General features: G+C 61.2%; 20 protein-coding genes. 11 read left to right on the top strand and 9 right to left on the bottom strand.

All coding sequences use genetic code 11. From position 1 onward, the window contains the following. The 6 genes from RMO18_RS19265 to RMO18_RS19240 form a co-directional block, all read left to right on the top strand. Positions 1–549: heme-dependent oxidative N-demethylase subunit alpha family protein (locus RMO18_RS19265; protein ID WP_309668128.1), on the top strand; the 549-nt coding region annotated here is incomplete at its 5' end. A 7-nt stretch (positions 550–556) separates the two neighbouring features. Continuing rightward, positions 557–1,564 carry a GlxA family transcriptional regulator gene (locus RMO18_RS19260; protein WP_309668127.1) on the top strand — a complete coding sequence of 336 codons (1,008 nt, stop codon included), beginning with the start codon at positions 557–559 and terminating at the stop codon, positions 1,562–1,564. 152 nt (positions 1,565–1,716) lie between these two features. Next, the gene (locus tag RMO18_RS19255) at positions 1,717–4,095 is read left to right on the top strand and encodes a DUF1989 domain-containing protein (protein WP_309668125.1); all 2,379 of its coding nucleotides are present in this window, start codon (positions 1,717–1,719) and stop codon (positions 4,093–4,095) included. Between the two features lie 6 nt (positions 4,096–4,101). Then, positions 4,102–5,487: a hypothetical protein gene (locus RMO18_RS19250; RefSeq protein WP_309668123.1), complete on the top strand. Its 1,386-nt coding sequence runs from the start codon at positions 4,102–4,104 to the stop codon at positions 5,485–5,487. Positions 5,488–5,529: 42 nt separating this feature from the next. Next, positions 5,530–6,252: a hypothetical protein gene (locus RMO18_RS19245; RefSeq protein ID WP_309668121.1), complete on the top strand. Its 723-nt coding sequence runs from the start codon at positions 5,530–5,532 to the stop codon at positions 6,250–6,252. Further along, positions 6,249–8,564, top strand: coding sequence for a hypothetical protein (locus RMO18_RS19240; protein ID WP_309668119.1), 2,316 nt, complete (start codon positions 6,249–6,251; stop codon positions 8,562–8,564). Before RMO18_RS19245 ends, RMO18_RS19240 begins: the two co-directional genes overlap by 4 nt. 118 nt (positions 8,565–8,682) lie before the next feature. Here the strand turns inward: RMO18_RS19240 and katG are convergent, their stop codons facing one another. Next, positions 8,683–10,893, bottom strand: a complete 2,211-nt coding sequence (katG, locus tag RMO18_RS19235; RefSeq protein ID WP_309668117.1) for a catalase/peroxidase HPI — start codon at positions 10,891–10,893, stop codon at positions 8,683–8,685. A gap of 158 nt (positions 10,894–11,051) precedes the next feature. Between katG and RMO18_RS19230 the strand changes: the two genes are divergently transcribed. The 3 genes from RMO18_RS19230 to speB all read left to right on the top strand — a co-directional run bounded on the left by RMO18_RS19230 (position 11,052) and on the right by speB (position 14,681). Continuing rightward, positions 11,052–11,963: a LysR substrate-binding domain-containing protein gene (locus RMO18_RS19230; protein ID WP_309668115.1), complete on the top strand. Its 912-nt coding sequence runs from the start codon at positions 11,052–11,054 to the stop codon at positions 11,961–11,963. A gap of 83 nt (positions 11,964–12,046) precedes the next feature. Beyond that, positions 12,047–13,534, top strand: coding sequence for an AMP-binding protein (locus tag RMO18_RS19225; RefSeq protein ID WP_309668113.1), 1,488 nt, complete (start codon positions 12,047–12,049; stop codon positions 13,532–13,534). A 175-nt stretch (positions 13,535–13,709) separates the two neighbouring features. Next, entirely contained in the window at positions 13,710–14,681 is a 972-nt protein-coding gene (gene speB / locus RMO18_RS19220) for an agmatinase (RefSeq protein ID WP_309668111.1), read from the top strand. Between the two features lie 12 nt (positions 14,682–14,693). Here the strand turns inward: speB and RMO18_RS19215 are convergent, their stop codons facing one another. After that, the gene (locus RMO18_RS19215) at positions 14,694–15,836 is read right to left on the bottom strand and encodes an alpha-D-ribose 1-methylphosphonate 5-triphosphate diphosphatase (RefSeq protein ID WP_309668110.1); all 1,143 of its coding nucleotides are present in this window, start codon (positions 15,834–15,836) and stop codon (positions 14,694–14,696) included. 236 nt (positions 15,837–16,072) lie between these two features. On the opposite strand from RMO18_RS19215, the gene RMO18_RS19210 reads away from it, so the two are divergent. Continuing rightward, positions 16,073–16,621 carry a DUF1045 domain-containing protein gene (locus RMO18_RS19210; RefSeq protein ID WP_309668107.1) on the top strand — a complete coding sequence of 183 codons (549 nt, stop codon included), beginning with the start codon at positions 16,073–16,075 and terminating at the stop codon, positions 16,619–16,621. On the opposite strand, the gene phnN is transcribed toward RMO18_RS19210, so the two are convergent. From phnN to phnG, 7 genes are read right to left on the bottom strand one after another with little or no spacing between them, the layout of a single operon-like run. Further along, entirely contained in the window at positions 16,597–17,133 is a 537-nt protein-coding gene (gene phnN / locus RMO18_RS19205) for a phosphonate metabolism protein/1,5-bisphosphokinase (PRPP-forming) PhnN (protein WP_309668105.1), read from the bottom strand. The two genes, RMO18_RS19210 and phnN, sit on opposite strands and share 25 nt — an antisense overlap. Then, positions 17,130–17,813: a phosphonate C-P lyase system protein PhnL gene (phnL, locus tag RMO18_RS19200; protein ID WP_309668103.1), complete on the bottom strand. Its 684-nt coding sequence runs from the start codon at positions 17,811–17,813 to the stop codon at positions 17,130–17,132. The genes phnN and phnL overlap by 4 nt, the downstream gene beginning before the upstream one ends. Before the next feature lie 3 nt (positions 17,814–17,816). After that, positions 17,817–18,605 (bottom strand): phosphonate C-P lyase system protein PhnK, encoded by a 789-nt coding sequence (gene phnK, locus RMO18_RS19195; RefSeq protein ID WP_309668102.1) that lies wholly within the window; start codon positions 18,603–18,605, stop codon positions 17,817–17,819. Beyond that, positions 18,602–19,483, bottom strand: a complete 882-nt coding sequence (locus tag RMO18_RS19190) for an alpha-D-ribose 1-methylphosphonate 5-phosphate C-P-lyase PhnJ (protein ID WP_309668101.1) — start codon at positions 19,481–19,483, stop codon at positions 18,602–18,604. Before RMO18_RS19190 ends, phnK begins: the two co-directional genes overlap by 4 nt. Beyond that, entirely contained in the window at positions 19,480–20,565 is a 1,086-nt protein-coding gene (locus tag RMO18_RS19185; protein WP_309668099.1) for a carbon-phosphorus lyase complex subunit PhnI, read from the bottom strand. The genes RMO18_RS19190 and RMO18_RS19185 overlap by 4 nt, the downstream gene beginning before the upstream one ends. Next, positions 20,565–21,134, bottom strand: coding sequence for a phosphonate C-P lyase system protein PhnH (phnH, locus tag RMO18_RS19180; protein WP_309668098.1), 570 nt, complete (start codon positions 21,132–21,134; stop codon positions 20,565–20,567). The genes RMO18_RS19185 and phnH overlap by 1 nt, the downstream gene beginning before the upstream one ends. Next, positions 21,131–21,571: a phosphonate C-P lyase system protein PhnG gene (phnG, locus tag RMO18_RS19175; protein ID WP_309668097.1), complete on the bottom strand. Its 441-nt coding sequence runs from the start codon at positions 21,569–21,571 to the stop codon at positions 21,131–21,133. The genes phnH and phnG overlap by 4 nt, the downstream gene beginning before the upstream one ends. A gap of 118 nt (positions 21,572–21,689) precedes the next feature. Here phnG and phnF point away from each other — a divergent pair. Continuing rightward, the coding region (gene phnF / locus RMO18_RS19170) for a phosphonate metabolism transcriptional regulator PhnF (RefSeq protein WP_309668095.1) at positions 21,690–22,372 on the top strand (683 nt) is incomplete at its 3' end.

Below are 22,372 nucleotides of genomic sequence, written 5' to 3'. Positions count from 1 at the left end.
CTCTGGATGGACGCGGGGATTGCAACCAGCCAGGCCGACTGGTCGGTCGATTTCGATGTGGGCATGAACTTTCACGAATGGCACGCCCCAGTGCCCTTGGCGCACGAAAAGGGTGTGTTCGACCGTGCGCTGAAATTCCTCATGAAGCTGCAGCACGGCTCGCCGGTGCGGCGGTTCAACTGGACCATGACGGTCAATCCGCTGCTGGATACCGCGCCTGAAACCTATCCCGTCTGGGGCCCGACCAAGACCTTGCTGACGCAAGACAACCTTGGCCATAAGCAGCATTTGCGTGTTGAATTGCAGGCGCTGTTCCGGCTGCCGCGTTCGAATGCGATAGCGTTTTCGATCCGCTGCTATCTGGGCAAGTTCGAAGAACTGGTGACTGTACCGAAATGGGGCCGCCGCCTGCACCGCGTGGTGCGCGACCTGCACCCGGATGTGGCCGCCTACAAGGGGTTCTTGCGCAACCGTGATGCAATGGTCGCTTGGCTGTCCAAGTATGACGATGGCGCGCCGACCTCACCCGGTTTCTGGCCCGAGGACTGAACGAGCCATGGCTACTGACGCCCCGCTTAGACTGGCCTTCCTGATGTTTCCGGGCTTTCCGATGGCCTGCCTGACCTCGGCAATCGAACCGTTGCGCGCCGCGAATGAGATCACTGGTCATAAGGAATTCGAGTGGCGGCTGCTGGCAGAAAGCCAATCCCCGGTGCGGTCTTCGGCCGAGGTACGGTTCGAGCCTGATGCAACCCTTTCCAATTGCGGTGAGGTGGACCACCTGTACCTTTTGTCGCCACCCACGGGTCAGTTTGCTGATGCACGGGCGGGCTCGGCGCGGCTTCGCTGGCTGGAGCGGACGGGCGTGGTGCTGGGTGCGTTTTCGGGTGGGATTTTTCCCTTGGCCCGCGCCGGACTGATGGAAGGACGCGGATGCTCAGTGCATTGGTGCTATGAAGCGGCTTTTCGGGCGGAGTTTCCAAAGGTCGAGGCCAGCGAAGCTGTGGTCCTGCGCGACAAGCGGCGCATAACGGCGTCGGGAGCGGGGGCGGTTTTTGATCTGATGCTGCGGTTGATCGAAGAACGACTTGGCCGCCAGTGCATGACCGAGGTCGCCTGCTGGTTCCAGCATCCGTTCGTGCGCGATGAGAATGCCAGCCAGAAGGTGCCGGTCGCACGCACAGGAAACACCGCGGACAGACTGCTGCCTGCGATCCGTGAGGCGATCAGGCTGTTTGAAAACCATGTCGAAGACCCGCTGCGCATTCCCGATGTGGCCGCTGCGGTAGACATGTCAGGTCGCCATTTTGAGCGTCTGTTCAAACGTGAAACGGGCCAAAGCCCGTTGCGATACTACCGTCAACTCCGGTTGTCCAAAGCTCGCCAGCGCGTGCTCTATTCCAACGATTCCCTGCGCGATATCGCGGCTTCGGTCGGGTATCTGACCTCGGCCCCGATGGCGCGCCACTATACGGAACTGTTCGGGGTAAGCCCAAAGCATGAGCGACGGATGCTGACAGGCCCGCAAGATGCCGTGGTCTTCAAGGTACCAGCTGCGGAATAGGGGGGGCTTGCTCTGACGGGATCGTGGTCGGGCGCAAGTGCTGGATTGTTGGCGGTTCCCGCGTTCCAACGCTTGTGCCACAATGGTGCTGTGGCTATTCTTGTGAATGAACAAGTTTTAATCTCAATAAAGTAACGCACGAGGGGAAAGCCATGCTCGACAGCCCTTATCCCGGCGTGATCCCCGGTCCGCCGCGTCCCAGCCGGATAATCGTCCCGCGCGATCTGCAGCGCCATCATGGACTGGAACGCCAGACTGTTCCGGGCGGCGGGGCGTGGCTTTTGCAGATCGGTCAGGGCGACCAGATCACAATGATCAACGATGAAGGTGGACAGCAGGTCGAAGTGATCGCAGCGACAAAGACTGGCCGCATCGACGCTGGCGTGTTGGGCCTGTCGCCGAATTCGGACGGAGGTGGACTTAAGGCGATGCTGGCGCTTGGTGACCGTGCCGGCGACGGGCTGTCGCACCTGCGCCGGGGGTTGAGCCTGCGTGGAATTGATCTGGCCAAGGCGGGAGGCGTGCGGTTTTTTGATGCAGCGACACCGCCAAAGGCCACACAGCACCTTGTGGCACAGGCGGATGGTTGGCTGATCACGGCGGCCCCCGGGCTGCCGATGGCACCGGATGCGCAGGATACGGCGACCCCGATCACCGTCGAGATTAGGCGCGCCACGCCCCGCCAAGTCGGCAGATACGATCTTCCCGATCCCCTTGCCGATCCGATCCTCGATCTGCGGGTGAAATCTGCCACCGCGGAAAGCTACTTTGTCAAGGCGGGGGATTTCATTCAGATCCTCGATGTCGATGGCCGCCAATGCACTGATTTCCAGTGTTTCGATGCGCGAAAACTGGACCGGGGCATTGAACATGCGCTCGATGTCACAACCTCGCGCACTTTGATGGGCCATGCCTATTCAATGCCGGGCCTGCATTCGAAATACTATGATCAGGACTGGGTGCCCCTTGTCGAGGTTGTGCAAGATACCGTCGGCCGCCATGATGCCTTTGCGATGGCCTGCGCGTCCAAATACTATGACGACATTGGCTATCCGGGCCACGTGAACTGTTCTGACAACTTCAACACTGCGCTAGCCCAGCATGGGGTCAGTTCCCGTCCGGGGTGGATGGCAGTAAACCTGTTCTTCAACACCAACATCGACGCGCATGGCTTGCTGATCAGCGACGAGCCGTGGTCGCGCCCTGGCGATTTCGTTCTGTTCCGCGCGCTGACCGACCTTGTTTGCGTGAACTCCGCCTGCCCGGACGACACCTCGCCCGCAAATGGCTGGTATCTGTCGGACATCCACGTTCGTACCTATTCCGGGGCCGAGAAATTCAGCCGTTCCGTTGCCTACCGACCGACCCCTGATCAGGAGCCGAAGATGACCAAGGAAACTGCATTCCACGAGCGTATCTCGGCCAAGACCAGGCACCATGTGGAATACAAGGGCTACTGGCTGCCGCAGGTCTATTCGCAGAATGGCGCGATCGAGGAATACTGGGCCTGCCGCCAAAAAGCGGTGGTGCTGGACCTGTCGCCCTTGCGCAAGGTCGAGGTGACCGGACCGGACGCCGAGGCGTTGATGCAATGGGTGCTGACACGCGACATGAAAAAGCTTGCCCAAGGCCAGGTGGTCTATTCCGCCATGTGTTATGACCACGGCGGGATGATCGACGACGGCACCGCTTTTCGTCTGGGGCAGGACAATTTCCGCTGGATCGGTGGGGACGATTACGGCGCGATCTGGATCCGCGAGCAGGCTGAAAAGCTGGGCCTGCGGGCGATGGTCCGCAGCAGCACGGATCAGCTGCACAACCTTGCCGTTCAAGGCCCGAACAGCCGCGAGATCATGCGCCGTGCAATCTGGACAGCCCCGCACCAACCCACCATCGACGAGCTTGGGTGGTTCCGCTTTACCATCGGGCGTCTGGGCGGGCCGAGCGGTGCGCCAGTTGTCGTGTCGCGCACCGGCTATACGGGGGAGCTTGGCTTTGAAATCTTCTGCCATCCAAAGGACGGCAATGCAGTCTATGACGCGGTCTGGACCCACGGCGAGGATAGGGGTCTTCGTCCGATGGGCCTTGCCGCCCTGGACATGGTGCGCATTGAGGCAGGGTTGATCTTTGCGGGCTATGATTTCAGCGACCAGACTGATCCGTTCGAGGCCGGGATCGGCTTCACCGTGCCGCTAAAGTCAAAGACCGATGACTTCATCGGGCGCGAGGCGCTGATCCGCCGTAAGGACCATCCGCGAGCAAAATTCGTGGGGTTGGACATCGACGCCAATGTGACGGTCGGCCATGGCGACACCCTGCATATCGGGCGCGCACAGGTTGGGGTGGTGACCTCGTCAATGCGCTCACCGTTGTTGGGCAAGAACATCGCGCTGGCACGGGTTGATGTGGCCCATGCGGATGTGGGAACTGCGGTCGAAGTGGGCAAGCTGGATGGACAGCAAAAGCGTCTTCCTGCGCAGATCGTGCCGTTGTCGCATTACGATCCAAAGAAGACCCGCCCGCAAAGTTGACGCCACATGGCGCAGCTACCCTTTGTTTCTAGGCCATTCTGGACCGGGCCGCAGACGCCCGGTCCGCTCCGTCCTCTGATCACTTTCGGACTTGTGGCGACGACGCTGGTCTTTCATGCGCCCGCGTTGTGGGGTGGCTTTGTCTATGATGATCTTAATGATGTGGTGCGAAATCCGTCCGCTCAGGCAGCGACGTTCCTTGATCGGCTGCCCGACATGGTGCGACCCTTATTGAAGGCCAGCTATGCCGCGCAGGATGCACTCCACGGGATGAACGCGGCGGCCTTTCATTCCGTTAACCTCGGGCTGCATCTGGTCGTCGTTGTGCTGGTTTTCATGCTTCTGGACCGCGCCAGCCGTATGACTGGGGCCGCTCCGCCGCAATCGCTTACGATCGCCGGGTTGGCTGCGCTCCTTTGGTCCCTGCATCCGGCGATGACCGAGACCGTGAGCTATGTATCCGGTCGATCCATGGGGTTGTCTGCAGTATTGATCTTGGCCGCCTTACTGGCGGCGACGGGACGTAAGGCGCGGCCATGGCTAGCGTTCTTCTGCGCATTCCTCGCACCGTTGGCACGCGAGACTGCTTTGGTCGCGCCCCTCTTGCTGCTGATCTGGCAAGCAACCGTGGGGCAGAAAGAGACGGTTCGCGTCCGGGTGACGCGGGCGGCACCAGTTTGGATGGGCGCACTGCTGGCAGCAGGGGTGATCATGGCGATGCCACGACACCGGGAATTGGTGTGGTTCAGCCTTGATCAGCGTGGCCCGTTGGATGCCTTGCGCGCAAATATTTTTGCGGTGCCAGAGATGTTCCGGCTCTGGCTGGAACCATGGCGGATCAGCATCCTGCCCAGTCAACCAGTAAGCTATGGCTGGACCGATCCGCCGACCGTGCTGCGGCTTGCGGGGTTGCTGCTGATCCCGTCCGCCGTGCTTTTCTGGCGCAAACGTGCGCCACTGGCGGCCCTTGCCTTGGGTTGGGTGATCGTCGCCCTACTACCGACCAACAGCCTGATCTGGCGGGTTGATCCGGTGGCGCTGAAACCTCTGTATCTGGCCGGAATCGGGTTTTCGCTGCTGGGTGCGATCATGCTGGCAAAGGTGCGCTTTGGGCCTTGGCTTGCGGTGGTGCTGGCGCTGTCGCTTGGGGTGATGGTTTTTGCCCGCGCTGGGCTGTACCGTGACGAGGTGGCGTTGTTCGCCGATGCCGTAGCCAAAGCACCGCAGGACGCGCTGGCGCAGGGGATGCTTGGGCTGGCGCTGGCGAATGCTGGACAGGTAGATGAGGCGCGCAGGGCGCTGGATCAGGCGCTGGAGCTTGATCCGTTCCTGACTTGGGCGGAGAACGCACGGCGCCTATTAGAAGCGGGGACCCCGATTTACACACCGTAGATGGTCATGATACCATGAGCCGATTGGCATCGGAGTTTTTATATGAATTTCCGTTGGATAGCGGTAGTTTGCCTTTGGCTTGCCGTAGCCGCCCATCCGGCGCGGGCAGATTTGACTGACCAGCAGCCCTCATTCACCAAGATTGCCGCAAAATGCGGTCAGGATCCGTCGAAGCCCAGCTTCTCCAAGGCCGATTATGCGCAGGCGAAAGCGGATGCGGAAAAGGCGCTGAGACAGGCAAAGAAGGATGGCAAGGCGTTCAGCACCGCAGCGCGTCAAAAAGCGATTGCTGACCAACTTGCGCGCGTGAAGGAGTGCGAGAAGGAAGAAGCGAACAAGTACACCATACCTCCGATCCGCAATTGCAGAGAGTTCATAAAGGAAATCAATGCCTTCGCGGTCTGGGTCACAGAGCGGTCCAATGCAAAGAAGATCAGCGATGAACTGATGGACCAGTTGACCCAGAAGTTCGCTCAACCGGCGAACAACTGTATGCGCGATATCATGACCAGATGTGTTGATCCGACAGACACCAAGGTCGTGTTGTTCGTGGTCGATGCGATCGAGGCGGCAAGAACGGTCGGAGGCGTGGAAAGCTACGCCCGGCAGACCGGAGTAGAACGGTTTCTTTCAGAGACGAACCCAGGTTTTCTGCGGCCATCGTTCTGCACTGACACCGATTATGCGTGCAAGGGCGATCCGGAGATATGTGCCGATCGGGTAGGTCAGATCAAGAAAGCCATGCAAACCTACATCAAAAAATGAGCCATTTGTCACGCCTTGTCCGTTTGACTTGTGCGCTCTTGACCGCAATTGCCGCTTTTGCCGATCCGGTAGTCTCGCAAGAGCGGGCGGATCCGCTGGAGGCCATCGCGATGGCAGACAAGATTTGCGCCGAGGATGCCGAAAGCTTCGCTTGCGCAGTGGCGACAGATCGCAGCGCAGCGCTTGTCGCTGATGTGGTGGCCGAGGCCGGAAACACCCGCGACCGCGGGGCCTTCATCGACCTTGTCCGCGTGCTGCTGACCGACGTCAGCCCAGAGATACGGACTTCGGCGGTCTATGCGCTTGGAAAGCTGCAGCCGGACAGCGCCGACACCTCTGTTCTTCGCGCCCTCTTGCGCGACCCTGTTTCCAACGTGCGCGCTGGGGCTTGGGCGGCGGCGTTCATGTCGGCTGATCCAGTGGCCAAGGCGATGGCCAGACGCGTGAAGGAACGGCCTTCGAGCGATGGCTACGGTCCTGATCCGGCGCCTTTCGATCCGGCACAACTGGGCTTTGATCTGCCACCGGGTGCGGAGTATTTGTGGCTGACGGCTGCAACGCGAGCGACTGGGCAGTTGCAGTTTCTGACCACCGCTCCGGTCGATCAAACCATTGCCCATTTCACTGCTGTCGCTGGCAGTGCGCCGCTTCCAATTGCTGATGTGCGGGCGGCGAGGGCCGAGGCGAGCTCTGTCTTGATCGACTTCTTTGATCCGCAGATCTTTGGCGATGCGCAGGTTGTGCGACTGGGCGAAGCCAGCGCCACGCTGCCGCTGCGCTTTGCGGTTGTCTACAAGGACCTCGTCTTTGGCCAAACCGGTTTTGCCATTGTCTTTGCTGACAGTCGCAATCTGGAGCCAACGGTCGTCGCTTTATCTGACATCATCTCGCCGACTGGAAGTCCGCTGAATGGTGCAGATTTTCGGGCCGCGATGCTGCGACGGTCGGGGTTCAAACCTGAGGCTGATCCCGATCAGAGCGATCTTTTCATGTCAATCGTCGCTGCAAGCGGCGTTGGCGCGGCTGACTATCTGGAGATCTATCCTGAAGGTGCCTACGCGGTCGAGGCGCGCGCCATCCTCGCCGCGCCCCGGCTGACCCTGGACGCGCTGAGCTACGCCGAGGGCAGCGACCCGAGGATCAGTTTTCTGAACCTGCCAGAAGGGTCTTCGGCCACTGTGGGGATCATGTCCGTCTCCAACGATTACGCGTGGGTGGCTGGCATCTATGTCCCTGATACCTCAGCGGCAGAAACGGAAATCCAGACCCATGGCAACCTGACGCCTGGCGTCTACCTGCTGCAAGCCACGGTGAAGCCCGGTGATGGGTCTGAGGAAAGCAGCCTCAGCCGGGATTTCTCGGTCGAGCGCGGCGAGGCCACTCTCGCAGTTGATAGGCCCGAATACGCGCCGGGGGAGGTGATAACGATCCGCTTTTCCGGCATGTCCGGGGATGATCAGGATTATCTCTCGACCGCCGAAATCGGGTCCCCGAACGCGAGCTACCTGCAATATGTTTACACGCAAAGTGCTCGTGAAGGGACGGCGACGCTGATTGCCCCGTCTACTCCCGGCAGCTACGAAATCCGTGCGTTCTTCCGCGAAGACGAAAGCGAACTGCGCGGCAGCGTTGCCTTCACTGTGGCGGGAAGTGCCGCGCCCGTTGCAACCCCACCAGATGCAGCGACAGTCATCCCACCAGCCGGACCCGCAGACGAAGCGCGCGCGTCCCTGATGCTCGACAAATCCGAATACGCACCGGGCGAGGCGATCATTGTTACCTTCGCGGGCATGTCCGGCGACAGTCAAGACTACGTCTCGACCGCGCCTGTCGGGGCATCAAATGCCACCTACCTGACATATGCCTATACCAATGCCGCAGTTGACGGCACGGTGACCCTTGTTGGCCCAACGAATGCCGGTGCCTACGAAGTGCGTGCTTTTTTCCGAGAAGACGAAACCATATTGCGTGGCAGCATACCGTTCACCATTGCGGGCGCTGCGACACCGGCCCCGGGCGAGCCGTCCTTTGAAGCCCGCGCCACGTTGTCACTGAATAAGACCACATTCGCACCCGGCGAAACGATCACGATTACCTATTCGGGCATGTTCGGTGACCCCAGCGACTACATCTCGACTGCCGAAGCCGGCAGCAGCAACATGAGTTTCTTGCAATACGTTTACACTGAGGGCGCCGAAGTGGGAACCGCGACGCTGATCGCGCCGATCAAGCCCGGATCCTATGAAGTGCGCGCCTTCTACAAGGAAGACGAGACCATTCTTCGCGCGAAGGTGCCGTTTACGGTGCAATAGCCGCACGGATGGGCGCATCAATGGCCACCGTCGAAAACTGTTCAGCGCGACGCTGACGCGAATTTGCCCAGCTGCTGCCCCCGAGACGTTTCATCGGGGGCAGCGTTGATGGCCGTTGTCAGGTGAGGTCGAAACGATCAAGGTTCATCACCTTTGTCCACACCGCCACAAAGTCATGCACAAATCCAGCCTGCGCCCCGTCACAAGCGTAAACCTCGGCCAACGCGCGAAGTTGCGAGTTTGATCCGAACACCAAGTCAACGCGCGTGCCGACCCACTTTACATTGCCGGTGGTCCGGTCGCGGCCTTCGAAGACATCCCCCGCGTCAGATGCGGCGGTCCAGACCGTGCGCATGTCGAGAAGGTTCACGAAGAAATCCGTCGTCAACGCACCGGGCCGCATGGTGAACACGCCATGCGGTGATTGCCCGACGTTTGCGCCCAACACGCGTAGACCGCCGACAAGCACCGCCATCTCCGGCGCGGTCAGCGTCAGAAGTTGCGCACGATCAACAAGCAACTCTTCCCCGGTAAGGGCATAGTCGGCCTTCAGGTAATTGCGGAACCCATCAGCCGCCGGTTCAAGCACAGCAAACGCGTCGATGTCGGTCTGCGCTTGGGTGGCATCCGTGCGTCCGGGCGTGAATGGCACTGTCACGTCATGGCCGGCGTTCTTGGCAGCGGCTTCGACGGCCGCGCATCCGGCAAGTACGATCATGTCGGCCAACGACACCGCCTTGCCGGCTGATTGCGCTGCGTTGAAGCCGGTCTGGATTTCCTCAAGCTTGGCAAGCACGGTGGCCAGTTGTGCAGGCTGGTTCACCGCCCAGTTCTTTTGCGGGGCAAGGCGGATACGGGCACCGTTGGCCCCGCCACGCTTGTCCGACCCTCGGAAGGTTGCAGCAGACGCCCAGGCAGTGCTGACCAGCTGCGAAATGCTGAGGCCGGATGCGAGGACCCTGGACTTCAACGCCGCGATATCCTTGGCATCGATCAGCTTGTGTATGGCCGCAGGAACCGGATCCTGCCACAGCAGTTCTTCGGCTGGCACGTCGTTGCCAAGATACCGCACCCGCGGCCCCATATCGCGGTGGGTCAGTTTGTACCATGCACGGGCAAAGGCATCTGCGAATTGGTCCGGGTCTTCGTGGAAACGCTTCGAAATCGCCGCATAGATCGGGTCGACCTTCAGCGCGATATCGGTGGTGGCCATCATCGGTGCGTGACGGAGGGACGGGTCATGTGCATCCGGCACCGTGGTTCTGGCGGCAGGGTCCTTCGGCGTCCATTGCTGTGCGCCAGCGGGGCTGCGCGTAAGGTCCCAATCATGGCCAAGCAGTGTGTCAAAATAGCTGTTGTCCCATTGGATCGGCGTCGGTGTCCATGCTCCCTCAAGACCACTGCTGGTGGTGTGAACGCCCTTGCCGGAGTGAAAGCTGTTGATCCAGCCGAAACCCTGCGCTTCGATGCCCGCGCCTTCGGGTTCGCGCCCGACCAGCGCGGCATCGCCCGCGCCATGGGTCTTTCCGAAGGTGTGGCCGCCCGCGATCAAGGCCACGGTTTCCTCATCGTTCATCGCCATCCGAGCAAACGTTTCGCGAATGTCGCGGGCCGATGCCAGGGGATCAGGCTTGCCGTTCGGGCCCTCGGGATTCACGTAGATCAGCCCCATCTGCACCGCAGCCAGAGGCGCCTCAAGCTCTCGGTCGCCGGTATAGCGGGCGTCGCCAAGCCAGGTATCTTCAGCACCCCAGTAGATGTCTTCCTCCGGCTCCCAGATATCTTCCCGGCCGCCGCCAAAGCCGAAGGTCTTGAAACCCATCGATTCCAGTGCGCAGTTGCCAGTCAGGACCATCAGGTCGGCCCAGGAGATCTTGTTGCCGTATTTCTGCTTGATCGGCCAAAGCAGCCGGCGGGCCTTGTCGAGGTTCACGTTGTCCGGCCAGGAATTGAGCGGCGCAAACCGCTGTGTGCCGGAAGACGCCCCGCCGCGCCCGTCGCCGGTACGGTAGGTTCCGGCGCTGTGCCAGGCCATACGAATGAAGAACGGCCCGTAGTGGCCGTAGTCAGCTGGCCACCAGTCCTGCGAATCTGTCATCAGCGCATAGAGATCCGACTTCAACGCGGGCAGATCAAGCGAATTGAACGCTTCGGCATAGTTGAAGGATGGCGCCATCGGGCTGACCACTGCCGCATTCTGATGCAGCATCTTCAGGTTCAACTGGTTCGGCCACCAATCGCGAAGGGACCGTGCACCAAGGGTTGCTTGCTTTGCCACTCCATGGATCACCGGGCACTTGCCTGCACTGACGTTGTCATTTCCGTCCATTGGGGTCTCTCCATCTTGGATGCTTTAGGAATTTTGTCACGGCCCGCCGATTCGACGAAATGCAGCAAAACCGGGCGAATCTGCGAATGAAGGAACCCTAGCAAAGTCTGATCATTAGGATAAGTTGGATTTGCTGATCATATTGATAAGGCTGGATTATGAACAATATCACGCTCCGCCAGTTTCGATATTTCGAGGCGTTGGCTCAGCAAGGCCATTTCGGGCGTGCGGCAGATGTCTGTTCCATCTCGCAGCCGGCGTTGTCGATGCAGATCAAGGAGCTGGAGACGTCCCTTGGCACGGCGCTGTTCGAACGCGGCCCACGTCACGTGCGCCTGACCCAATTTGGCGAAGAATTTGCACTTCGGGTGCGCGACGTTCTGCGATCGGTCGATGAGCTTGAAGACCTGTCACGCGCTTGGAAAGGCCGGTTAATGGGGCGGCTTCGGATCGGCGTAATCCCAACGGTAGCGCCTTATCTTCTGCCCACTATCATCGGCAATCTGGCGCGGATGAATGCTGAACTTGATCTCCAGATCCGCGAAACGGTGACACCAAAGCTGTTGCAGGACCTGGCCGATGGTCGGCTTGATACGGCAATCGTAGCTTTGCCGGTCTCTGAGCCGTCGTTGACTGAGGTGGCACTGTTTTCCGAAACTTTCGTTCTGGTGCGCCCAAAATCCGACGAAGGCAAACCTGTGCCAGACCGTGAGATGCTGCGCGAGATGCGCTTGCTGTTGCTGGAGGAAGGCCACTGCTTTCGCGATCAGGCGCTGTCGTTTTGCTCCATGACCTCAGCCCAACCGCGTGAGTTGATGGACGGCAGTTCTCTGACGACCCTGGTGCAGATGGTCGGGGCGGGCATTGGGGTGACCTTGATCCCCGAAATGGCTGTCTCCGTCGAGGCGCGATCAGCTTCCGTCTCGATTGCCCGCTTTGGGAGTCCGCTACCGATGCGGACCATCGGGATGGTTTGGCGCAAGACCAGCCCCCTCGCCAAACAGCTTTTGCAGATATCCGAAGTGGTGCGACGGTCGGCTGGACAGGCTGGCGCGGGCCAGCAACATTGACCGCTGCCGTGCGAGGGCCATGGCATCGGCGCATACAGTTCGGGTGCCGCAATGAGGTTGTCTGAAGGGATGGGGACGCAGGGATGAGTGTCGATGTTATCGCAATGCTTCGGGCGCAGGCCACTGACGCCGCACGCATCTGGATGCGGCGGGATGCGGCTGGTGATGTCACCTATGCGGACCTTCTGGCCAATACCGGGCGGTTCGCAAACGCGCTTGCAGAGCTTGGAGTTCGCAGGGGTGACCGGGTTCTACTGCAAGTGCAGAAGACCGCAGCAGCGCTGACGATTTATCTTGCCTGCCTGCGGATGGGTGCGGTGTTCCTTCCCGTGAACCCTGGCTATACCCTTCAGGAAACGCGGTATTTTCTGGATGATGCAGAACCCGCGTTGATCATTGTCGATGCAGAGCGAAGAGATATTCTGGCGGACGAAGGCAGGCCAGTCACCGCATTGGCGCAGCTTGCGGAACGCGCGGCGCAGGTGGTTGCGGAATTTGCAGGCCCGACCCATGCGCCTGACGATATCGCAGCAATCCTTTACACTTCTGGCACCACCGGGCGGTCAAAAGGGGTGATGTTGAGCCGCAAGAACCTGTCCTCAAACGCTGAGGCGCTGGTGCAGATGTGGCACTTCCAACCGCAAGACGTGCTGCTGCATGCCTTGCCGGTGTTTCACACGCATGGGCTGTTTGTGGCGACGAACTGCGTTCTGTACTCCGGCGCTTCGATGATCTTTCAGGATGCCTTTGTTCCTCAAGACGTGCTGCGCGCGCTGCCCCGGGCGACCGTAATGATGGGTGTGCCCACGTTTTACACCCGACTTCTGGCAGAATCGGGATTGACCCGGCAGCTTGCAGCCCCGCTGCGACTGTTCATCAGCGGCTCTGCACCGCTTTCAGCCGTGACGTTTGCGGCGTGGGAGGCGCGAACCGGCCACCGCATTTTGGAACGCTACGGGATGACGGAAACCAGCATGATCACCACCAACCCCTTTGATGGCACGAGGCGGCCCGGCACCGTTGGCAGGCCCTTGCCAGGGGTGTCGGTGCGCATTGCCCACGCGACCACCGGACATGCGGTGACCCAAGGTGAAACCGGGTCCATCGAGGTCAAAGGCCCAAACGTCTTTCACGGCTATTGGCGGATGCCCGAGCAGACCGCCAAGGAATTTCGGGCGGATGGCTATTTCATCACCGGCGACATGGGGGCGTTTGATGCCGACGGGTATCTCAGCATTCTGGGTCGGTCCAAGGACCTGGTGATCACGGGCGGTTTGAACGTCTATCCAGCCGAGGTCGAGGCGGCATTGGACAAGTTGGACGGCGTCGCAGCATCGGCGGTCATCGGCCTGCCACACCCCGACTTTGGCGAAGCTGTGGTTGGCTGTATCCTCGCCTCAGTCGGTGCAGCGCCAGACCCCGAGGCCCTGCGGCTGGCGCTACGGAATGATTTGGCGGCGTTCAAAATTCCAAAGCGGATCATTGTCTTGCTTGAGCTGCCGCGCAACGCGATGGGCAAGGTGCAGAAGGCGGAACTGCGCCGGATCTACGCCGGGATGTTCGACGCTTGACCTGACCAGGTCGCGCCACGCGGCTATTCTGATTAACCTGATGCTACGCAATGCCGGTTGATCCCGTTTTGCGTTACAAGAAACCGGCGAACCCGGCCGCGCGGGCTTTGGGGCATGGTGTTTTCGACCTCGTCGCGCCATGCTGATCCCCAACCACTCTGCAGCAGGGGCCGCGATGACCAACCCAAGGATCACCAATCAACCGCTTGGCGGCAACGAGATGCCGCGTTTTGGTGGGCCGGCCACGATGATGCGGCTGCCCACACAAGCCACGGCTGAAGGGCTGGATGCCTGCTTCATCGGAATTCCGATGGATCACGGTACCTCGAACCGGCCCGGAACCCGGCTGGGCCCGCGCCAGATCCGCGACGAAAGCCGGATGCTGCGCCCTTACAACATGGCCACGCGCGCCGCGCCTTTTGAGGCGATGCAGGTCGCAGATATCGGCGATGTGGCGATCAACACCTTTGACCTCAAAAAGACGGTCGACATCATCACCGCGCACTATGACGAGGTGTTGTCGCATGGGGTGATCCCGTTGACGCTGGGTGGCGACCACACGCTGACCTGGCCAATCCTGCGGTCGATGAAAAAGCGGCATGGTCCGGTTGCCCTGATCCATGTCGATGCCCATGCCGATATCAACGACACGATGTTCGGCGAAAAAGTTGCGCATGGTTGCCCGTTTCGCCGCGCCTGGGAAGATGGCTGTCTGATCAATGACAAGGTGTTCCAGATTGGCCTGCGCGGCACCGGTTATGCGCCCGAAGACTTTGACTGGGGCAGAAAGCAAGGCTGGACAGTGGTTCAGGCCGAAGAGTGCTGGCACAAGTCTCTGACCCCGTTGATGGCCGAAATCCGCGCCAGGATCGGTGACGCGCCGGTCTACTTGTCTTACGACATCGACAGTCTGGACCCGTCTTTCGCACCCGGCACCGGCACCGTAGAGCCCGGTGGCCTGACGATCTGGCAAGGGCTCGAGATCGTGCGCGGCTGCGCCGGTCTGAACTTGGTCGGTGGCGATCTTGTCGAAGTGTCGCCGCCTTACGATCCGTCCGGCAACACGGCCCTGATCGGGGCGAACCTGTTGTACGAGATGCTTTGCGTGCTGCCACCCGTCGTTGAGCACCGGTTGGCACAGGGCTGACCTAAGTTGGTGTCAGGCCACGCGATTGGCTGAGACCCAAACGCCGCGCACGACGCCGGTGGAACCCACCCGTGCGACCCTGATCAGGTCGGCGCGCAATCCCGCTTTCAACTGGCCTCGGTCGGTCAGATCCGTGGCATCCGCAGGCGCGGCGGTGACCGTGCTTATCCCACGCGCCACATCGCCCCAAAGATCGCCAAGCATCAGCGCCCCTGACAGCAGGGACGACGGCACATAGTCCGACGATAAAATGTCCAGCAGGTCAGCTTCGGCCAGATCAGCGGCCGCGACATTGCCGGAATGCGATCCGCCCCGGATCAGGTTTGGCGCGCCCATCATCACCAGAATGCCATGATCCCTGCAGGCTTGTGCGGCCTCGGCGGTCGTCGGGAATTCGGCAAAATGTGCACCGTTTTCCGCAGAAACCGCCACCTGCTGCGCAGTTGTGTCATCATGGCTTGCCAGCGTGGCGCCGTAACGACGTGCCTCGCTTACTGCGGTCGTCTCGTGCAGTGCGCCAACCTTGTCGCGCAGCAGGCGCAGGCCGGCGACGTGTTCCAGAAATCCGTCATCCGACAGACCGTGCTTGCCGCAGATGTAATCCTTCAGCTTCATCACATCTCGAAACTGCCGCTCACCTGGTGTGTGGTCCATCAGGCTGACAATGCCGATGCTGTCGCCCGGTCCGAACTTCGCCATCTCGTCGATCAAGGTTTCAGAGCAGACCTCTGCCCGCAAGTGCAGCAAGTGGTTGATCCGCAACGCACCCTTGGTCCGCAGATCAAGAATCTCGTCGGCCAACGCGCGGGCGTATTCACCGTAGTTGGCCTTCAAATCGGATACCACGGACCCGACCCGCAGGGCATCAAACACCGTGGTGATGCCAACACTAGCAAGCTCGGCGTCGTGGGCGATGATGGCCGCCTGATGCGGCCAGTTCACGCGTGGGCGCGGCTCGATATGGCGCTCCAGATTGTCGGTATGCAGCTCGATCAGGCCGGGCATCACCAGATCGCCCTGGCAATCGACCGCACCCGCGGGAACGCCCGAACCCTGGTCGATCTCGACGATGTATCCATCGGCCAACATGATCGAACCGCGTACCACTTCATTCGGCAGGACAAGGGTGGCATTGGCAAGAATGATATTCGTCATGGCGTGCAGTCCTGTCTTGCGATCATGGTAAGAACCGGGGTGAATGGCATGGCACTGTCACATGGATGTGACAGTGCCTGACTAGGTCGAAACCTATGGAAACGATGAAACGTTATGCTGTCTACTATGCCCCGCGTCCTGGCAATTTTGCCGATAGGGCTGCGCACTGGCTGGGATGGGATACCGTCGCCGGAATAACACTTCCGCACCCTGATTTGCCCGGTTTGCCGATACCCATGCCGGACATCACGGTGGCGCCGCGAAAGTACGGGTTTCATGGCACGATCCGCGCACCGTTCCGCCTCGCCGATGGGCTGAGCGAACAAGAGGTTCGCGCCGCAGTCGATGCTTTGGCCACCCGTTTGCAACCGGCACGCTGCGACGGACTGCGGCTGGATAGCATCGAGGGCTTTCTCGCCCTGACCCTTGATGGCTGCGAAAGCGAAGTGCTGGCGCTTGCAGCGGCGGTGGTCGAGGGCACGGATTCCCTGCGCGCGCCTCTCACGGCTTCGGACCGTCTGAAACGCCATCCAGAACTCTTGTCCTCGCGGCAAGCTGCATTGTTCGAGCGCTGGGGATACCCTTATGTGATGGAAGAGTTCCAGTTCCACATGACCCTGACCTCGCGTCTGCAGCCGGTCGAAAAAGAGGTGGTCGCGGCAACCGTCAGGCACCACTTCGCACCTGTCCTGCCGCGTCCCTTTGTGATCGAGGATCTCTGCCTGTTTGGCGAAGATGGCGAGGGGAAGTTCCACTTGCTTCACCGCGCCGCCCTTTCCGGCTGAAGCGCTGCCAGCAATCGGGCGATCCCAACCTCAAGTGTTGTGTCATTGACCACGACTTCGGCACTGACCCCATCGGGAAGCGTAAACGCGGCACGGGCGAGGCGTTGCTGAACATCGGCCGCAGCTTCCCGGCCGCGTTCTGCAAGGCGCTGGGCAAGAATCGCATCCGGCGCAGTGATCAGGATGACCTTCAGATCGGGAAAGCGCTGTAGCGCAATTGGCAGCGCCGCGCGTGAACCGTTGAAGGCAACATCACCGCCCTGCGCCAGTGCAGCCTTCGGAATGCCGTAGTGCAGCCCATGCGCCTGCCAATCCAACGCGAAATCCCCAGCTGCACGGCGACGGGCGAACTCGACCTCGCTTACCCCTTCGTAGTCTTCGCCGCCCGCGGCCGCGGGCCTAGAGATGACGCGCCGTACCAGTCTGATTTCTGGCCGCGCCGCAATCGCCCCGGCGATCAGCGTATCCTTGCCCGCGCCCGAAGGCCCAACGATGGCGATCAGCCGTGTCATGCGGCGATACCCGGCGTGAAGCGCGTCACGTCAACCAAATGGTCGCAAACCCGGACACGTGCGCCTTCATCGTGAAAGATGCCAAGGATCGCCGCACCGCGCGCCTTGGCCTCTTCAATAAAGGCAAGCACCACATCGCGGTTCACGGCATCAAGGCTGGCTGTGGGTTCGTCCAACAGCAGTGCAGGGTAGGGGTGTGCAAAGCCGCGCGCGATATTGACGCGCTGCTGCTCGCCGCCGGAAAACGTGGTGGGGGACAGTGACCAAAGCCGTTCGGGAATGTTAAGGCGCGACAAAAGTTCTGCCGCCCGCGCGTGGGCCACGGACGGGCTGGCGCCCAGTTGCAACAGCGGTTCCGAGACCACATCAAGCGTCGGCACCCGTGGCACCACCCGCAGAAACTGGCTGACATAGCCCAAGGTTTCGCGCCTGAGACGAATGATCTGCCGGGGTTCAGCTGTGGCCACATCCAGCGAACCCACGCGGATCGACCCGCCGTCCGAAAGGTAATTGCCATAGACCATGCGCATCAACGTAGATTTGCCCGAACCCGACTGCCCGGTCAGACCGACACATTCGCCCGGAGCAACGCTCAGCTCTGCCCCGGCCATCACCGGGATCACCGTGCCACCCTGATTGTGCAGCGTGAAGGCTTTGGAAAGGTTGGATATCTGGATCATCGGCTAAACCTGCAAAACGGAAGACACAAGAAGCTGGGTGTAGGCATGCTGTGGATCATCCAGTACCTGATCGGTCAGGCCCTGCTCGACCACCTTGCCGGATTTCATCACCATCAACCGATCAGCGAGCAGCCGCACCACCGCCAGATCATGCGTCACGATGATCACCGACAGACCAAGATCCCGCACCAGCCCGCGCAGCAGATCAAGCAGCCGCGCCTGCACCGACACGTCAAGCCCGCCGGTCGGTTCGTCCATGAACACCAGCCGCGGGCCGGTCACCAGATTGCGGGCGATCTGCAGCCGTTGCTGCATCCCTCCGGAAAACGCGGTTGGCCGGTCATCGATCCGGTCGGCGGCGATCTCTACCCGGCCCAGCCAATCTGTCGCCTTGCTGCGGATGTCGCCATAGTGGCGGGCGCCCACTGCCATCAACCGTTCGCCGACATTGCCCCCGGCTGACACGCCCATCCGCAACCCGTCGCGCGGGTTTTGGTGGACATAGGCCCAATCGGTGCGCGCCAGACGCCGCCGCTCCGGCTGGCCCATGTTCAGCACATCGCGACCGTCAAAGGATATGCGCCCGAAGTCGGGTTTCAGATGCCCGGCAAGACAGGACAACAGCGTCGACTTTCCCGACCCGCTTTCCCCGACGATCCCCAGAACCTCGCCGGGAAACAGCTCGAAGCTGACCTCTGAGCAACCAATCCGGGTGCCGTATCGCTTGGTCAGCCAATGAACAGACAGCAATGGCGATGCTTCGGTTGTGGACAGCTTTGCAAGCGCGTTCATGGCAAGGTTCCCTTTTGCTCGGCCGCGGATAGGCGCCCGGTGCAGCCCGCGGTCCGCCGCCCAGCGCAGAAATCGGTGTCCGAGCAGACATACATCCTGCTGCCCTGATCATCGGTGATGACCTCGTCCAGATAGCTGTCGGCCGAGCCACAAAGGTCACAGTCATGCGCAGCCTTGGTGGCCTGAAACGGATGGTCGTCAAAGTCGAGGCTGACCACATTCGTATAGGGCGGTATCGCGTAGATACGCTGTTCGCGCCCGGCCCCGAACAGCTGGATCGCAGGGTTGCCGCCCAGTTTCGGGTTGTCGAACTTGGGGATAGGTGAGGGGTCCATCACATAGCGCCCTTCCACCTTAACGGGATAGGCGTAGGCGGTGGCGATCTGCCCATGGCGCGCAATGTCCTCATACAGCTTTACGTGCATCAGCCCGTATTCTTCCAACTCGTGCATCTTGCGCGTCTCGGTCTCGCGCGGCTCCAGAAACCGCAGAGGCTCCGGGATCGGTACCTGATAGACTAGGATCTGCCCCTCGGTCAGCGGCACCTCGGGAATGCGGTGGCGGGTCTGAATGATGCTGGCTTCCTGCGTCGCCTCAGTCACCGCAACTCCGGCGGTGCGTTGAAAGAACTTGCGGATCGACACCGCGTTGGTGGTGTCGTCGGCACCCTGGTCGATGACCTTGAGCCGGTCCTCGGGGGTCAGGCAGGCGGCGGTTACCTGCACGCCGCCGGTGCCCCAGCCATAAGGCATCGGCATCTCGCGGCTGGCGAAGGGCACCTGATAGCCGGGAACCGCAATACCTTTCAGGATCGCACGCCGGATCATGCGCTTGGTCTGTTCGTCGAGATAGGCGAAGTTATAGGCTTGATCGCTCATTCTGCGGCCTCTCTTGCGGCGCTCGCTTCGTTGCGCAGGCGGCGGACCATTTCCAACTCGGCCTGGAAGTCGACGTAGTGCGGCAGCTTGATGTGTTCCAGAAACCCGGTCGCCTGGATGTTGTCGCAATGCGACAGGATGAACTCCTCGTCCTGCGCCGGGGCACCGATGAAATCCTCGCCCAGTTCTTCCCAGCGCAGGGCACGGTCGACCAAAGACATCGCAATCGCCTTGCGTTCGGATTGCCCGAAAACCAGACCATAACCTCGGGTGAATTGCGGTGGTTCGATCTTGCTGCCCTTGAACTGGTTCACCGTTTCACATTCGGTCAGCTCGATCTCGCCGATCTCGATGGCAAATCCCAGTTCGGGGATGTCCATTTCTACCGCCACCCGACCGATGCGCAGCTCTCCCACAAAGGCATGGGTGCGGCCATAGCCGCGCTGGGTTGAATAAGCCATCGACAGGATGAACCCCTCATCGCCGCGCGTCATTGCCTGCAACCGAAGCGGGCGGCTGGCGGGCAGTTCCAGTGGCGTACGGGTCAGGTCCGGCGGCACGGCGTCATCCGGCCGCTCTTCCTGTATCAGCCCATCGCGGTTCAGAAACTCGGTCACATGTTGGACCGGACCCAGATAGGCGGGGGCAGTCGCCGGTGCCGGTGGTGGCCCACCTTCTGCGGCAAGTTTGAAGTCAAGAAGCCGGTGCGTGTAGTCAAACGTCGGCCCCAGAACCTGCCCGCCCGGAAGGTCTTTGAACGTCGCGGAAATCCGGCGGTCCACGGTCATCGCGGTAGTGTCCACTGGGGTCGAGGCACCGAGGCGTGGCAGGGTCGTGCGGTAGGCGCGGATCAGGAAAATCGCCTCGATCAGATCACCCCGCGATTGCTTGATCGCCAGCGCGGCCAGATCCGGGTCGTACAGCGAGCCTTCTGCCATCACCCGGTTCACCGCGAGCTTCAGCTGCTCGCGAATTTGCGGGATCGAAAGCTCGGCCACATCTTGATCGCCACGGCGTTCCTCGGCCAGCCAGGCATGTGCATTGTCGATGGCGCGCTCACCGCCTTTGACGGCCACATACATCAGACGTCCTCCACACGGGTTGATCGGGGCAGGGCGGCCAAGCTGGTGCCGCAGGTCAGGATCGTGTCGAAGCCAAGCGGGAACAGGGCGCGATTGGCCTGAAACGCTTCGATATCGGGCAGTGACAGCTGTGCTGCGGCCTGGATGCCGGGGCCTGTCAGGCGCGCCCCAGATGCGTGCAGTATGGGCACTTCGATGATCAATGTGGCCGAACGATCCGGGTAATCCGGTCGCCCGATGCGAAAGCGTGACACCGGGTTCAACGCGTCCCAGCTGCCCACGGCAAAATCCGCAGCCTCCGCGCTCACCAGTGGCGCGCCGGTGTGAAAGGTCACCCAATCTCTCACTGCCACGCAGTTGGCCGCCCCGGCAAGATGCAGGGAGGTGGTCCCGTCGACCAGTGTAAGAATGGCCACGCCCGCCGCAGCCGACAGTGGGGCGGGCGGCGCGGCACCCTCGACCTGCCGGATCATGCCTGGCTGCGCCATGGCATCTAAAACGGCGCGAAAGGCGCGTGCAGACTGGACCGGGGCGTCCGTAAAGCCACCCGTCAAGGCATCTGGCGTCATTGGTCTTCTCCCCTGACCATCGTGAAGAAATCCACTTTGGTTGCCGCAGCCTTGCTGGCACGCGCAAGGCGGGTACTGGCCGCTTCGGCAGCCAGCGGGGCGACGACAGCAGCGGCGATTTCTGGCGCGCGGTCGGACTGCATCAGGGCGTCCACGACGGCGGCACGGGTAGCATGGTCGCGGTCCCGACCCTGCACCCAGGCATGCCCAACCTCGCCCGAGGCCAAGCGCAACGAGCAACGGGTGATGGTCATTTCACCCAAGTTGAAGGCGGCCCCAGTGCCGCCCATCCGGCCCCGCACCATCACTGCGCCCACCTCGGCCGGACGCAAAAGACTGTGCGCCGGCAGATCGGGGATCAGCGCGGACAGGCGGGCCGGGGCGGACTTGGCGAGAACCGACATCCAGTTCCGGCGATCAATATTTGGGGCGGTCATCGGGGCCTCAACAGCTTGCGGATTTGTCTAGTTATCTATACAACTAGACAAATAACTACCGCCAACGCTGGGCGGGCGCAACGTTGGAGTTATGAAGTTTTGATGACGGGGGCTGATCATGCCACGCAGTGCGATCTGGAAGTCCATCGCCGACAGCCTGTCTTCGGAGATTGCCGCAGGGCAGTACAGGCCCGGCGACCAACTGCCGACCGAAGCCAAATTGGCCACGCGGTTCGGGGTCAACCGCCACACCATCCGTCGGGCGCTGGCTGGGCTTGCTGAGGCCGGAACCGTGCATGCAAGACGGGGGTCCGGGGTCTATGTCACGATGCGGCCTACGGACTATGCTCTGGGCCGCCGGGTGCGGTTTCACCAGAACGTCGCGGCATCTGGGCGCACACCTTCGCGGCGCATCAGCCTGTTGGAAACGCGGGCCTGCAACGCGCGCGAAGCCGAAGCTCTTGGTATGACGCTCGGTGCAGAAGTACATGTAATCGAAGGGGTTTCCTCGGCAGATGGCCAACCGATGGCGGTGTTCCGGTCGGTCATGCCGGCGGCCCGGTTTCCTGATCTTCTGGCGCTGATGGAAGTGCAGCAATCGGTTACCGCAGCGTTGGCGGCGTGTGGGTTGGGCGACTATACCCGGGCTTCGACCCGGCTTACGGCGAAGCTGGCTGCGCCGGTGATTGCCTTGGCACTGCAAGTTTCGGAAGGCGCGCCGATCCTGCGGTCGGTGTCGGTGAATGTCGATGAGCGGGGCGTGCCGGTGGAATTTGGCACCACCTGGTTTGCGGGGGATCG

It is taken from the genome of Tabrizicola sp. (genome assembly GCF_031377265.1).
Lineage (GTDB): Bacteria > Pseudomonadota > Alphaproteobacteria > Rhodobacterales > Rhodobacteraceae > JAUYQR01.
This window is presented reverse-complemented; position numbering and strand designations above follow the sequence as displayed.